The organism is Polynucleobacter meluiroseus (genome assembly GCF_900205755.1).
GTDB lineage: Bacteria > Pseudomonadota > Gammaproteobacteria > Burkholderiales > Burkholderiaceae > Polynucleobacter > Polynucleobacter meluiroseus.
This window is the reverse complement of the sequence record NZ_OANS01000007.1, coordinates 1-15,235: the sequence shown is the minus strand read 5'-3', so window position 1 is coordinate 15,235 and position 15,235 is coordinate 1. Positions and strand designations below refer to the sequence as shown.

The following is a 15,235-nucleotide window of genomic DNA, read 5'->3' as shown; positions in this document are numbered from 1 at the left end:
CAATGCTAATGCCGTGTTCACGGCATAGCTCTGGGGCTGGCATGCCAGCCTCGGCTTGCTTGAGGATGCCCATGATTTGGCTATCGGTAAAACGGTAGGTTTTCATAGAATTTCCTTTAAATCAAACAACTTAGAAATTCTACTTTTAAGTCAGGTTAAGGGGTGGGGGGATTACCGGGGGATTACCGGCGATACGTCTGGACAACGGGAGTGAACTGAGGTCTGCCATCTTTATGGGCTGGTGCGAAGAAAAAGGGATTGAACTGAAATTTATCCAGCCGGGTAAGCCTCAACAAAATGCGTTTATTGAACGCTTTAATAAAACCTACCGTCATGAAGTACTCAACGCGTATTTATTTGAAAACCTCAGGGAGGTGCGTGAAATAACAGAAAACTGGATCACGATTTACAACGAAGAAAGACCGCACAGCTCTCTTGGCAGAATATCGCCTAGAGACTATCGAGCACAGGCAGAAAACAACACTTTAGGAATGTCGGATTGACGGGGGATACTACAATCCCACCAATCAAATAATGCTGACGATAAATAAACCGTCGGAATTAAACATAAAAATCCAAAAAAAAATGCAGGAGATCCAGAAAATAATCTTTGCAACAAACACTAGTGAATTATGGAATTGAAAATTAGAGTCTTTGGCTAATTGACTAATGACCGCCACCCTTAACAATTACTAAGGCACCTTTCCAGATGACCCAAAGATCTAAACGCAGCAGACCAAAGGAAGAGCGCTTAAGGTATTGATCAACGTATTCGTACTCATAGACGGGATTCCCCATCTCCGAAGTTCCCTTATTAATATGGCCCAAGCCCAAAAGGCCGCCACGCAATAAAAATCTAGTGACATTGCCCTGAGCACGATCTCTTTCATAATGCAATACTGACAAGGGACGTGGGCCAACTATGCTCATGTCACCCTTAAGAACGCTCCAAAACTGAGGTAATTCATCAAGATAGAATTTTTTAACAAATTGACCCACATAAGTTCGACTATCTGGCGTCCATTCCGCCGAGTAGGCAATCCAATCATGCCTCCTGGCGCCCTCAGGCTCTATGTATTCAGTCTTAATTAATCGAATCTTATATTTGGGAATAATTTTCCCAGCGCTTACTCCGTTGTAATAGAAAAACATTGGCCCGGCATTTTGTGGAATAAACCAACCCTCAATCAAAAATGCTAATTTTAGTAACAACAAAATGGGAGCAGAGATTATTAGAAAAATTAATGCGACAACCTTATCAAATAAAACTTTGAAAAAGCGTGGTGGCAATGTCTCTTTTAATTTAAAAATATGAGGATATTTTTCTAGTATTTCAGCAGTAGGCGGTTTATAAGGGAAAGCCTCTAACGGCTCCTGTTCGGTCTTCACCAAGTTCATACCTTTCATTTCAATCACAACTCCACGAATGGGTTATCTCGATACGCAAAACATTTAAGTCATCTTCACAATAATCTAAATATCCCAATAAACAATAGTTCAATCTTGCAGAATAAGATACATAAGAACAGTGATGGCTTATAGGGGCACTATCTCACAGACTGCTGTGCCTTGATCATAAGATCTATGACATCACGCATTTTACATTTAGCGTGCCAACCAAGCCTCTCGAGAGCTTTAGCAGGGTCTCCACGACTCACCATAATCTCAGTTGGTCTCAACAAAGCAGGATCTGTCACTACATGCTCCACCCAATTTAAGTTAACCGCTTTAAATGCTGTGGAGACAAAGTCTTGCAAAGTATTTGTCTCACCTGTACATATAATAAAATCCTCGGGGAACGGCTGCTGCAACATAAGCCACATCGCCTCTACGTACTCTTCAGCACTGCCCCAATCACGAGCTATATCGATGTTACCTAGATAAAGTTTATCTTTGCTCCCAGCAGATATTTTACAGGCTGCTTTAATAATCTTTTTAGTAACATATCGGTCTGGGCGAATGGACGACTCATGGTTAAATAATATCCCAGTGCAGGCATATATTTTATAGGCCTCCCGGTAATTAGCCACAAGATAATGAGATGTAACTTTTGCTACTGCATATGGGCTTTTTGGATTAAAAGAGGTTATCTCTGTTGCAGGAATTGAATCCGTTTCCCCAAAACACTCACTAGTTCCCGCACTGTAATACCTAATAGGGTGATCAATGAATCGAATTGCCTCAAGCATACATAAAGTCCCCATAGCGATGCTCTGCATTGCTTCAAAAGGCTTATCAAACGAGAGGCTAACTGAACTTTGAGCCGCGAGATTATATATTTCATCCGGTAAGAAACTTTTGATTACCGATAGCACTGACCCCATATCATCAATTGACATTGAAACAATCTGTACCTGATTTTGTATCCCAAGATGAATCAGACCATTAAAAGAAGATCCTTCTGCATCTCGAGAGGTCCCCATAACTTCATAATTCTTTTCTAAAAGCAACTTTGCCAAATAAGCGCCATCTTGTCCACCAATTCCACAAATTAGCGCCCGCCTCCTAGATTTAATCATTTAATTTCCGCACCCAATAGTCAGTGATATTTTTCAAGGTTTGATCAATTTCATACGTAGCATTCCAGCCCGTATCATCATGTAGTTTATTGTTACTCCCCAGAACTCGACGTTGCTCACTAGACCTAAATCTGTCCACATCGGAACGAAGCTCTACTTCTACGCCAGCCAAAAAACACATTCTCATCAACAGAGTGCGAATTGAATACTCACGCCCCGAGCAAACGTTATATATTTCGCCATTGCGCCCGCGCCTTAACAACAACTGATAAGCGGCCACGATATCGCGTACATCTGTAAAATCACGTGTAGTATCAATATCTCCAACATGGATCACCGGCTCCGCCAATCCCAGTTTAATAGCGGCTATTTGCTTGCCAAAGTCTGAAATTGCAAAACGCTCACTTTGCCCAGGGCCAATATGATTAAATGGTCGAGCAATTAAAGTTTCAAACTTCTCCAATTGACTCCATTGATAACACAATGCTTCCGCTGCAATTTTAGAAACCGCATAGGGACTAAGAGGCTTAGTTGGCTGCCTTTCTGTGACCGGTAAATCGGACTCAGTGAGCAACCCATAAACCTCGCTGGAGCTTATAAAAAGGAACCTCCCCGAAAAGTCGATATCACGTAAGGCTTTCAAAACATTAAGGGTACCCATGAAATTAATGTCATAGGTATTCTCTGGGTTCTTAAAGGACTCACGCAACGTAGTAATGGCCGCCAAATGAACAACATTGTCAGGACGTTCCCGCTCAATTAACGCGCGAATCTTTTTTATATCTCTAATATCAACATTGGTCCCTGTAGAGATAACGGCAGAATCAACCTCGAACAGGTTGCGCAGGTGCGTCCCTACAAATCCCGAACCACCCACCAATAAAATTTTTTTCATTAAGAGCATCCAAAAGCAGTCACGACATCGCGAAGCTTTTTCTTAAATGCCGGAACGCCAAAACTAGAGGCATGCTTAACCAACTCCTGAGAGATAAAGCAAATTGACTCGAATTGCTTAACAGCGGCCACTAGTGACTCAGCTGTTTGCTCGTAAAAGAAAACTGCTGTTGGAGATGTATTCTGATTTCTTTCCCAAGGAATCATGGTTTCGGTAATGCCACCTACTCCATAACAAATTACAGGTGTACCGCAAGCGTTTGCTTCAAGAGGTACGAGGCCATACTCTAGAAATGGAGTAAAAATTACTGCCTTTGCTTCGGCATATTCGCGCGCAAGAGCAACATCATCTACCGAGCCTAGAAAAGTGATATTAGGACCAGCAATAGCACGTAAGCGCTCCTCCTCTATGCCCGATCCAATTACCCGAAGTGGTAATCCAAGTGTAGTAAATGCTTCAATTGCATAATCAACCCTTTTCCATTGCTCAAGTCTAGAGACAATAAGATAATTCTCGCTGCGAGACTCGGATGTATGAAATTTAGTTAAATCAATAGGGGAAAAAATGATTTCTGAATCACGCTGATAAGTCGAAGCAATTTGCTTCTTAGTAAACTCAGAAATAGCGATAAATTGATCTACCCTCTGCGCAGCATCATAGTCACGACGTTTAAGATATGAAAGAAGTGGTCTCACCAGTGCCATCTTAAGGCTGGCGCCAAAATATTGGCCTGTTTGCCAAAGTGCCCTAGTAGGAATATAGCAATAACAAATATGCTTACCATTTGGAACATGTATATATTTAGCAACAGTAGCGGATGAGCTTAATACCACATCGTATTGACTAAGATCCAACGACTCCATTGCATAAGTGGCCACTGGGAATGACCAGCGAAAAGCATCCATCGATTGAACAATTGGATTCAGCTTGGTTGTTTTAATATGACGATTTTTAAAAAAAGGTAATGTAGTCTCTGGGTTATATGCAAGCGTATAAGCATCTGCATCAGGAAATTCTTCGCAAATATATTGAAATACCCTTTCGGATCCACCAACTCCACATAAATAATCATGAACAATGGCCAATTTCATTTCATTCCTTTTGAAGAATTATTGAGTAACCCCTGAATAACTTCACACGTTTGAGATACACAAGATTTCCAACTAAAGCTCTTAGCATGCTCTAGACCCTTTCGTTTTAGGGAGGCAAGTAAAATATCATCATCCACTAACGCCAGCATTTTCTCAGCAATATCGCTCACTCGATTTGGATCAAAATAAATAGCAGCATCACCACAAACTTCAGGCAGTGAAGCAGAATTTGAACAGAGGACTGGACAACCAGCCGCCATGGCTTCCAGAGGTGGCAACCCAAATCCTTCGTATAGAGATGGAAAAACCATTAGCTCTGCATGTGCAAAATATTGATGCAAAACCTCAGCGTCCACATAACCCGTAAAATGAACTCGATCACCCAATTTAATAGCAGCATCAGCTACTGCTGAATCGCCCGTTATGAAGCCCTCCTTTTTACCCACAATGATTAGGTCGTGTTGAATTAGGTGACTTATGCTGCCAAATGCTTCAACCAGTGCACTTAAATTTTTATGTGGTTTAACATTCCCGACAAATAGAACGTATTTTCGCAAATAAGGCCTAGGTTGTTGAGGTATCTCAAACCAATCGTCTGCAACCCCCAGATGTATAGGAAAAATAGGTTGTTTAAATTTCCCAGCGAAACGAATCAATTCACACTTACTAAAATGGGAAATAGTTAAAATAGCCACAGCCCGATAGTGAAGAGACCAAAACATCAGTTTGGCATAAAGTCTTTTATGAAAACCCCTGACCAAATGAGGTTTAGCCAAATGAAATAGGTCATAAACTGTTACTAACATTGCCCCCCGATAAAGCAATGGAATGTTATAGTGCGTAGCCCAAAATAATGTTGTTTTTTTAGGTATTTTTCGTATGATTACCCACTGCTCTGAAAGGGAATACATAATCGATGAAAAATTAATAAAGTAGACATTATTAAAAGTAGAAAAAATAGAATTTCTTAAAATGGCCTCCTCACCGAGCAAGCAAAATTCTATTTGGGGGTTGGCTGCTATAACTCCTGGCAATATATTTATTAGATAAGTACCAATACCAGACTTATTTATCCATCTTGTGTCAATTGTAACTAAAATACCCCCTCCTTCTGCAAAAAAATTATATTTATGTATTATTCCGAGAAAATTGAAGTTGATGATATTAAGAATCCGATAGTCATCCATGAAAAAAACAACATATGCGTTGGATATGTCATTCCACTAACTAAAAGTCCTATAAATGTTAAAAAAGACCCCGTCATAAATACCAAATGGTTATCTGATATTTTTAATGACCTATTGGAGAAAAAATAATAACTCCTTTTTATTAAAAAGAAAATCATACTCAAATACAGGAAAAGTCCAATTACTCCAGTCTCTACCATGATGTCTAAAAATTGATTTGTAGTTGTAGACTCATTGACCAATGATGAACCAAGGGCCCCAATTCCAATTCCGATGAAAAAACTTCCAGGTGAAGTTAGATTAACTTGAATCGCCTTCAAATAATTAGCCAATCTTATATCTGTTGTCCAATCCTCTCCAGTATTTGTTGTAATAATCCTATCTAACATTGTTGATATTAAATTCTTTATTTCATTATTTAATAAAAATATAATCCCTACCATAAGGAAAATAATTACAAGTTGCATTAATTTTTTAAAAAAGAGGGGGTCTCTGTGGCTTAAATCATTAATTTTCCATATATTTACTACTATCATTAAAGTAATAATTTCTGCTATGTAGGCTAGAATCCCCCCCCGAGATAATGTAGAAATTTGAGTCATTATTAAAATAACTGCACTAAGTATTAAAAAAAATTTTATAGGTCTTCTTAATTTTTTGACAGAAAACATTGCCAAAATAAATCCGAAAGGCATTATTAAGTACAACGAAAACTCATTTGACTCCGAAAAAAACCCCCTAGATCTTAACAATGAATTGTATAGATCTAAACCTGAAGCATTATTTATTAATATTTGCTGACTATTGTCAAATTGATGAATTAAGTGATAAATTACAGGGGAGTTTTTGTATGCGAATAAATCAAATAGTCCTATTATCGAAAAAAATACCCCGGATAATATAATTGTTTTTATGAAAGATTTGTAATATAAATTGTTATTTTTATTTGAAATAAATATACATAAAATAATCATTAAGCTGACATAAATTAGCCTTTTTAGTGATAATTGTGCATCTAATGAATTAAAGCAAGATAAAAATATCTGTATGTAAAATAAAATTAGTATGAATATCGGAATTCGTATACTTAAAGAAAATTTTCTCAAATGCGCTAATCTTATTATTAAAATTAATAATAATAGGACTTCCCATATTCTTAAAAATACACCCCCTATGAACCCAATACTTATAGTCGATAACCCTATCGATATAATCAATAAAATGTAAAGTTTTTTAGTTAATTCCATCCACTTCGCTATTTTTTAGCCAAGACTACATCTGCTACACCATGGTTTAAGCTAGGTATACGTTGACACTTTAATTCTGCTATCACACACATTTCCTGTAAATGCTTGTACTGAAACCCATACTCCAGCCACCCCCACTGTCTAATAGCATACAGAGATAGGCCATCCAACCTAATTCCCCACGGATACGGAAGAAATTGATTTTTTGCATACATTATTGGCTCTTCAGAAAAGCAGATTAATCCAGCTTCATTTAACATTCGCGACAGATTACACAGCATCATCTGAGGCTCCCTGCAGTGGTGAAAAGCAGCGGCAAAAACTATTGCATCATATTTTTCAGTGCAGCTTCGTGCATAATTACCCATATCATCACATATCGCCCTAATAGATCTTCCATGTTTTTTTACTCTAAAGTCTATTAAATCAATAAATTCTTTATTCGCTTCGATGACAGTAACATCGTGGCCCATCATAGCCAATGAGACGGATAGATTCCCCCATCCCGGGCCAAATTCAAGTATTTTTGAGTTTGGTCTTAAGTTCATTGAACTCAAAGCAAAACCCTGCGCTATAAAGCTTTTGCCGACCTCTGAAGACGATTGAGTGTTAAAGGGATAAAAATTATCTTTTATATCTTTAAAATCCAACCCTCCACCTTCATTTTCAAGATTGTAAGAGCTATTTTTTGTTAGACTTAGAAAAAAATTCCATTGAGCCTCTTCATAAGATGAAGAGTGCGCATCTTTTGGCAGAAAAGGTATATCCGAATAGTAGACACCTAGAAGCTCTTTAATTGCATCCTCACTCAGATTATTTGGATTATATTTTTTATCAAAGTTTTGAAAAAATATATCCAATTCTTTCAAACTACTAATTTTTACTCTTTTTCTAACTCGATTTGATAACATCATTAAAAAATTAGAGTTACGTGCTACCTCTTTCGCTACTAGACGTGTTAATGTATTGTTCATCTAAAACCTCAAATGATTAGGATATTTTCCCGCAGTCAATGGTCAATGCTCGGAAGCATATACAGCTATATTTCTTCCTTCTCTAATTGCGTAATTAGTTCCTCTATCTTCCGGATAAATTTGCGCCATAGTAGAGATAAAGGAATTTTCAAACGGTGTTTTTGTATCTGGCAGATACTGGGAGTAATTCTTTTCAGTGACTGGTTGTGCATACTCAGCTCGCCATACCTTAAAGTCCAACACCCATGAGTCGCTTATTTCTGGGAACATCCTTTTTAGATGCGCAATACAATATTCAAAATATTCCCTATCATCAAACTTCCATACTGGATCTTCTACCGGCAAATACCGAGAAAGATAAACTATATGAGAATTTTTATAGTTTTCAGGAGAATCAAAATTTGTATGCTCAATAACCCCAACAAAAGGAAAGCCAGGATCGTTAACATTAAGCCAGTATGTATCAGATAGACTATTTTTTAAACGAAGCACTAGGCACATATTACCAAGATACCGAACTCTGCGCATAGTTGAAAGCCAAGATTTATTCGTCGTACCCTCAAAAAGATTTGCGATTATAGGAAACGCAGGTGTAAATATGAACTTTTTAGCGAAGATCATTTCGCCATTATCTGTTTCCAAACTAATGAGTTGCTTATCAACAGTGTGCGCTTTATTTGCGCAAACGCCACAAACTACCTCTCCGCCCGAATCCCTTATAGCATTAACCATTTTTTCCGCAAGACGTCCAAAGCCTCCTTTAAAATAGGCGAGCTCTTCACCACCTTTGTCATTACGGGTGCCGCCTCTTAATACCAATTTTTTCCACATCCAAACAGCATTTACAGATTCGGCATAAATTGAAAACTTAGCTTTAATTAGTGGTTCCCACACTACCCGGTAAACAGTCTTGCCGCAAAGAGACTCCAACCACTCTCTGGCAGAAAGATGCTCAATGGCGCGCCAATCCTTAACCCTACGCACTTGTAATACCAAGAATCCAAGCCTTAGTCGGTCAATAAAAGAGAGTGCTTTAAAGCGAAGCAAATCAAGTGGTGAGGATAGCTTCCAAATACGGCCATTAAAATACATTCCAGTTCGAGTAGGCAGTGTAACAACATCCCCCTCAAGGCCTAACTCTCTAACAAGTTCAGGAACGTACTTGTCGTTATTAAACCAGTGGTGGTAAAACATTTCAAGTTTCACACCATCTTTAAATTGAAAGGTTCCAGCAAGGCCACCTACACTGGTATTAGCCTCTATAACCTTTACCTTGTAGCCCTTCTTAGAAAGAACATACGCAGCTGTTAAGCCTGTAAATCCAGCTCCTACTATTAAAAAATCTAATTGTTTAGTCATTTATAAAAAATATTTGAGTATTTATATCTTGAAGGTAATTCTTCGATTAATTGAAAATTGAATTATGATAACTGCAGGCAATGTGAGTAATTTTGCAATTTTGGCATCTACAGATAAGAAATCAATCATCAACCACATAAGCAAAGCTGAAGTAATAAAGCCTACCAATGCAGCTCCCATAAAAAAAGCGAGTCGTATAAAAACTTTGTCCCTCACGTTAAATGTTATTTTTCGATTCAGAAAAAAACTAACAACTGTACCAAAAAGATAACCAATTAAATTTGCAATTTGATACCAAACCCCACATAAAAGTGTGACATAAAATATCAATAAATCTGATGCAACTCCAGCGCCACCACAAGCGCAGTAGAAAATGAATTGCATCACGCTAGATTTTTTCATCATCGTTGGTAAATTATCTAAAGCCAACAGTTTCTCCTACAACATACTGCGGTTTTGAGTTGATAGTAAGCAAAACCCTACCAAGATATTCGCCGATCATTCCAAGCGCCATCAACTGAACTCCACCAGTAATCAAAAGGGCCACCATTATAGAGGACCATCCATCAGGCATTTTGTCTATAATTAGCTTTTGAATCACAAATAAAATTGCAAAAAAGATTCCAATAGCAGAAAAAAGGAAGCCAAGGAGGGAGGTAAGGCGAAGGGGGGCTATTGAAAAATTAATAGCCATTTTCAACCACAATGACAGTGACTTAACAAAGCCATATTCACTATAGCCAGCATAGCGATTATGATGATCTACATCAACCGAAGTAATTTTTGAAGTAACACCAAGAAGCAAACCATCTATATAAACATATGGGCCACGATACAAGAGTAAATCTGAGCAAACTTCTGACCTAAATGCCCTAAAGGGTGATAAGTAAAGATCTTTTGGCTTCTTAATGAGATAACTTGCAACATAATTATTTAACCAACTACCAGCTCTTTTCCACAATGGGTGATTGCGATTTTTGAAACGTGCGAAGGCAAGATCATAACCGCTATATATGGCCTGTAGAAGTTTTGGGATATCACCAGGAGAATGCTGAAGGTCGTCATCCATCGTAACAATAATCTTGCCGCGGGCCTTGGATAAGCCGGCCATTATTGCATTATGTTGTCCAGCATTGACCCTTAAAAGCATGCCAGATACCTGGGGACGATCTTTAGAAATCTTGGAAATAACCTCCCAGCTATTATCTGGAGATTGATCGCAAACAAAAATTACCTCATAGTTTGATTGAATTTTTTCAGCCACTTGAAAAACATCATCAAGCTGTTTCACCAACTCTTGCAAAACAAGTTCTCCACCATAGACGGGAATAACCACTGATAATTCACATGATTTATGTTCTACCATAATATTTTTGTATAACCCTGTAATAATAATTTTGGTCAAATTTAATTTTTAGTTCATTTGCAGCAATGGAGGATAGAGTCGATTCGATTATATAATCTCCACCCGAATTAACTAAACTAATTTTTGCTTTTTTACCCAGCACATCTTCGAATATTTTAACGATATCTAATACTCTCATCGAGGAAGGCGGCGCAATATTTATTGTTTGATTCTCTAAGGCGGGATTAACCAGTAGGTGACCACAGATGGAAGCAACATCATCAACATCAATTAGACTTCTTTTGGCATTAATCCAAACTTGAAAAGATTGATCTGAGGAAATCTGGTTAAAAAAATAGTTGGTAAGTGTATGGGTATTCTTTGATCTACCAACTACTTGTGGTAGGCGAAATATAATATGTTTAATAGAGTTTTTAACAAGTTGCTCCATCCGTTTTTTGTGAGCCACATAGGGTGATGCAAGTAACTCAGGATCGTCTACACTACAAGTGCTGAAATAAACGAACGTCTTTTGGCATCCAATAAAATCAGTCAGCATTTTTTCCTCGCGATCAAACTCACTAGACCTTGTTTCCTGAGAATTAGAAACTCCGGCTGCAAAAATAATATGGTCTGACTCTCTATGATGTTTAGTATTCATAGCTGATGCCAACAAACCCCGTCCAATTATCATTTTTTTTTCACTAAGATCAAACTATAACTTTTTAAAAATATTCATAATATTATTTTTTACGCAACCTTGACTAACATACTGATAATTTTCAAGATTTTCAGACCATTTTGGCTGAAAAGAAGAAATGCCTGGAGTTGTTCTCATTAACAGAATAATATCATTATTATTGTATTTAACTTCATAGTTACTATTCTGATTCAGCGCTTTTAAATTAGAAAGTAGCGTATAGTCATTGCAAGATTGAACCTCCCAAAATACAGTGCTAAGGTTTATTAAGATATATTTATATTTTATCAGTTCAATTTCTTTTGGCTGAAAATCAGCAGATACAAAACAGTTTCTGTTATAACATACCCATGGACTAGCAATGCCTCCCGTAAGAACAGATGCGTCTTTGGGTATTAAATTAGCAGAAATTGACTCCAGTGTATCAATATTTTTTATTGGCGTAAAATAATATGACCAAGACCGCATATTTAATTGAAAAATAATAACAATCGATATGGATAAAATAATTGCTAGGAATGCAACTCTACTACGTGAATCTTCATGTATGGTTATAAATGTTTCATATGCAGACCAAACAACAAAAGGGAAAAAAGCTAACATATAATGTTTGCTGTAGTCCAAGTACGGCTGAGCAGCTATTATTGTATAACCAATTACAGCAATACCGGGAATCAAGTAAATAATACTACGCTTTTTAAGAAAAGGTAAAAATCCAAAGCATGCAAATATGATAAATATACTTGCAAATTTTCTTATCCAAAAACCGTTTTCAAATAGCAAAGTTGGGTGAAGTACTGAATTTATAATTATTTCACCCATACTTTCCCCAAGATTTCCATAGGAAAAATTTAATAATTCAAGTCCAGACTCTGAAGTTGAAGACAATGGCATTAATATATTTGTGACTATGAGAAACATGGCCAAAGAAAAAAGGCTAAATATAAGATATTTTACTTCTTTTGACTTAATTGCTATAAATAATCCATACATAATCCCTAAAAGCATCATATCTTCTTTAATAAAAAAAGTAAGGAAAATCCAAAAAATTCCCAAATAGTACCTATTAAATGACGTATATAAAATAGATAATGCTAAAAATGGTAATATTAAATCACTATCCCAAATATCTGGGGAAATAAGATTTGTTATAAATGTGGGGTGCAAGCATACCAAAACTAAGAATAAATTCCTTTCCCAATTTGAAGCGCTGCTTTGTTTGTCATTTTTAATCAGATAACTTACGATAATTATAAATCCACCGTAAGATATTAATTTCCAAATAAAAATCAGCAGGCTTGGCCCAACAAAATATAATGGTGATAATAATAAATAAGCCACGCTAAAGTGAATATTAAAAAAATTCACCGACCCAATACCCATCATAGGAATTAATGTAGTATGGTCGAATATTATACTTTTAAATACTAGAAAGATAGCACATGTATCAAAAGAATATTTATAGCTCGAGACCCTTGCTAGGATAAGCATAAAAATTAAACCTATTGAAAAAATTACCCCCCAATTCTTTTTCAATTTAAATATCATTTTGACTTTCATTGATAAAATGTAATAAATTATAATCTACTTAAAAATCATGTCTCTTTTAGATATTTTAACATTTTTATAAGCCACTGAAAAGATTATGTTATGTTATAACTTTGCTGAGTAACTACATAAAAAATTGCTCACAAGAGGAGACTTTATGATTCAGGATAGCAATAAGATGTACTACCTCTGTTATTTATATGTTTTTTTATTACTTTTTTTTGTAATATTTAATATTGATTCAATGTGGAATTGGTCTGGAGATCTTGCTCACCACTATGCTCTTGCCTACAGAATATCTGAACAATGGTCCAAAAATACCCTTGGAGATCCCTCCCTTGGGGACATGACCTTTTATCCCAATGGTAGCCATATTATCGTTGCCATAATTGGCAATTTAATTCATTCAGTTTTTCTAGCACTTCAAATAGCCACATTAACTTCATACGGATTGGTTTGGCTTTTTATAATAATTTTGTTCGCGAACTTACCTAAAAATATGGCAACCTCTGCACTAGTTGCATTATCTGTATTGGTTATAATAAACTCGCTAACTAAAAATTTTGACACTCATGGCCATGAAATTGTTGCCAATTTTTTCTTCTCTCAGTTGGTTGGCCAATCAGTATTATACGGCAGCATTATTTTTGCTATTAAAATTGAAAAGTGGGGCGGTATCTTTTACTCTACCGCTGCTTTAATAATAATGATGCTAATTAATGCAAAAATTCATCTTCTTCCTAGTATTGAGATGCTAGGATTAATATTCGGCCTTCTAATCACGCATATTGTTTTTGAGCGCAGCCAAACAATGCAAGCTCACCTTACAAAGCGAAAGATAATTTTTGCAGTAATAATTATGACCGCTTCTGTCTTTGCTCTTTTGATACATCCTTCTTTTTTAGCTATGGCTAAATTATCAACGAATGATGGAAGTATGCTTAGTGCTGCCTCATATCCTTTTGGCATATTGACTTTTTGCTTTCTTGTTACCATCTCATCTCTAAAACTTTTCCGTTTGTGGCTCAAGATGCACAAACAGAAATATGAAGTTCCTGTTTTAAAGTATTTAGCACTTTATGGTGGAGTTCTCACAATTCTTTGCTTAACGCAATACATTTTAACTTTTTTTGGATTGGGATCAGACTATGCAGTAAAAAAATATATTTTTGGTTTAACCAGCATACTATTTATTCAAATATCTATAATTTTTGGTTCATTTATAATTCACTCATCAAATTTATCTATATTAAAAATAAGCTCTAAATTGGTTAATTACTTTCCTTTAATATTGATTTCAGCATTTTTAATTACTTTATTTTTCAATGTTCCATACGTAAAATCTATGAGCATTTCAAATATAGTTTTGTATGAAAGGAAGATAGTGAATCTTTCAGACACTCTATTGCCCCTGCCGGAAAATAATAAATATAATGTCGTTGTAGGGCTTAATGATCTTCCAAATACGATAAATTACATGCTTTCAATTGCCATCACTAAAACTCCTATGGAGTTGGCGATTTCGGATGTTCTTGCAAAAAATGATCTAAATAATCTTTCTAATTACTCATATGTTATTACCTCAAAAGGAAATAAGAAATATAACCTATTTAATTGTGAAAGCATATCTAACGGCTCTATTTTAATAATCCCAGCAAAATGCCTCGAAAGATAAACGCCTCTCTTTAAGTGCTTAGTCCTTGTAATACTAAGCACAAGTCATCAATCCCTGCATTTTTGCCCACTGGATTAATGATCTCTTAGATGTAACGAGACTTTTCTAGCATAACGTAATCATCGGTAATCCCCCTGTAGTATCCCCCGTCAATCCGACATTCCTAAAGTGTTGTTTTCTGCCTGTGCTCGATAGTCTCTAGGCGATATTCTGCCAAGAGAGCTGTGCGGTCTTTCTTCGTTGTAAATAGTGATCCAGTTTTCTGTTATTTCACGTACCTCCCTGAGGTTTTCAAATAAATACGCGTTGAGTACTTCATGACGGTAGGTTTTATTAAAGCGTTCAATAAACGCATTTTGTTGAGGCTTACCCGGCTGGATAAATTTCAGTTCAATCCCTTTTTCTTCGCACCAGCCCATAAAGATGGCAGACCTCAGTTCACTCCCGTTGTCTAGGCGTATCGCCTGAGGTAAACCATGGATCTCTTCTAGTTGCTCTAGCGTTCTGACTACTCTTGCTGCTGGCAGGCTGATATCGATTTCAATAGCCAATACTTCTCGATTGGATTCATCAATGACGTTCAGGGTCCTAAAGGGTCTTCCGTAATGCAAGGTGTCGTACATAAAATCTAAGGCCCACATCGAGTTGGCTTCGGTCGGGGCAATGAGCGGAACTCTGGGCATCTTGGGGATGCG

Annotated in this window: 15 protein-coding genes and 1 pseudogene; 2 read left to right on the top strand and 14 right to left on the bottom strand. The window is 36.7% G+C overall.

Annotation, left to right across the window (positions count from 1 at the left end; genetic code table 11):
* On the bottom strand, nt 1-106 hold a 106-nt coding region (locus CP950_RS09770), incomplete at its 3' end, for a transposase (RefSeq protein ID WP_133092104.1).
* 73 nt (nt 107-179) lie between these two features.
* Between CP950_RS09770 and CP950_RS09765 the strand changes: the two are divergent.
* Nucleotides 180-503: pseudogene (locus tag CP950_RS09765) on the top strand (transposase); the annotation flags it as partial.
* A 163-nt stretch (nt 504-666) separates the two neighbouring features.
* Here CP950_RS09765 and CP950_RS09760 read toward each other — a convergent pair.
* The 12 genes from CP950_RS09760 to CP950_RS09705 all read right to left on the bottom strand — a co-directional run bounded on the left by CP950_RS09760 (nt 667) and on the right by CP950_RS09705 (nt 12,703).
* Nucleotides 667-1,407, bottom strand: coding sequence for a sugar transferase (locus CP950_RS09760; protein WP_207760270.1), 741 nt, complete (start codon nt 1,405-1,407; stop codon nt 667-669).
* Nucleotides 1,408-1,547: 140 nt separating this feature from the next.
* On the bottom strand, nt 1,548-2,519 hold the full coding sequence (locus tag CP950_RS09755) for a GDP-mannose 4,6-dehydratase (RefSeq protein WP_096674844.1): 972 nt from the start codon (nt 2,517-2,519) through the stop codon (nt 1,548-1,550).
* Nucleotides 2,512-3,414 carry a GDP-mannose 4,6-dehydratase gene (locus CP950_RS09750; RefSeq protein WP_096674842.1) on the bottom strand — a complete coding sequence of 301 codons (903 nt, stop codon included), beginning with the start codon at nt 3,412-3,414 and terminating at the stop codon, nt 2,512-2,514. The genes CP950_RS09755 and CP950_RS09750 overlap by 8 nt, the downstream gene beginning before the upstream one ends.
* Nucleotides 3,414-4,505, bottom strand: a complete 1,092-nt coding sequence (locus CP950_RS09745; protein ID WP_096674840.1) for a glycosyltransferase — start codon at nt 4,503-4,505, stop codon at nt 3,414-3,416. The genes CP950_RS09750 and CP950_RS09745 overlap by 1 nt, the downstream gene beginning before the upstream one ends.
* Complete coding sequence (locus CP950_RS09740) at nt 4,502-5,692, bottom strand: glycosyltransferase family 4 protein (RefSeq protein WP_096674838.1); 1,191 nt, start codon at nt 5,690-5,692, stop codon at nt 4,502-4,504. The genes CP950_RS09745 and CP950_RS09740 overlap by 4 nt, the downstream gene beginning before the upstream one ends.
* Complete coding sequence (locus CP950_RS10035) at nt 5,641-6,939, bottom strand: O-antigen ligase family protein (RefSeq protein WP_096674836.1); 1,299 nt, start codon at nt 6,937-6,939, stop codon at nt 5,641-5,643. The genes CP950_RS09740 and CP950_RS10035 overlap by 52 nt, the downstream gene beginning before the upstream one ends.
* Before the next feature lie 8 nt (nt 6,940-6,947).
* Nucleotides 6,948-7,913: a class I SAM-dependent methyltransferase gene (locus CP950_RS09730; RefSeq protein WP_096674834.1), complete on the bottom strand. Its 966-nt coding sequence runs from the start codon at nt 7,911-7,913 to the stop codon at nt 6,948-6,950.
* Nucleotides 7,914-7,955: 42 nt separating this feature from the next.
* Nucleotides 7,956-9,272: an NAD(P)/FAD-dependent oxidoreductase gene (locus CP950_RS09725; RefSeq protein WP_096674832.1), complete on the bottom strand. Its 1,317-nt coding sequence runs from the start codon at nt 9,270-9,272 to the stop codon at nt 7,956-7,958.
* Nucleotides 9,273-9,293: 21 nt separating this feature from the next.
* A complete protein-coding gene (locus CP950_RS09720; RefSeq protein WP_096674830.1) occupies nt 9,294-9,701 on the bottom strand; it encodes a GtrA family protein in 408 nt (135 codons plus the stop codon).
* Nucleotides 9,688-10,677, bottom strand: a complete 990-nt coding sequence (locus CP950_RS09715) for a glycosyltransferase family 2 protein (protein ID WP_207760269.1) — start codon at nt 10,675-10,677, stop codon at nt 9,688-9,690. The genes CP950_RS09720 and CP950_RS09715 overlap by 14 nt, the downstream gene beginning before the upstream one ends.
* On the bottom strand, nt 10,625-11,278 hold the full coding sequence (locus CP950_RS09710) for an NAD-dependent epimerase/dehydratase family protein (RefSeq protein WP_096674826.1): 654 nt from the start codon (nt 11,276-11,278) through the stop codon (nt 10,625-10,627). The genes CP950_RS09715 and CP950_RS09710 overlap by 53 nt, the downstream gene beginning before the upstream one ends.
* Before the next feature lie 54 nt (nt 11,279-11,332).
* The gene (locus CP950_RS09705; RefSeq protein WP_207760268.1) at nt 11,333-12,703 is read right to left on the bottom strand and encodes a DUF2079 domain-containing protein; all 1,371 of its coding nucleotides are present in this window, start codon (nt 12,701-12,703) and stop codon (nt 11,333-11,335) included.
* 319 nt (nt 12,704-13,022) lie between these two features.
* Between CP950_RS09705 and CP950_RS09700 the strand changes: the two genes are divergently transcribed.
* On the top strand, nt 13,023-14,540 hold the full coding sequence (locus CP950_RS09700) for a hypothetical protein (protein WP_096674822.1): 1,518 nt from the start codon (nt 13,023-13,025) through the stop codon (nt 14,538-14,540).
* Between the two features lie 149 nt (nt 14,541-14,689).
* Here the strand turns inward: CP950_RS09700 and CP950_RS09695 are convergent.
* The coding region (locus CP950_RS09695; RefSeq protein ID WP_133092103.1) for an integrase core domain-containing protein at nt 14,690-15,235 on the bottom strand (546 nt) is incomplete at its 5' end.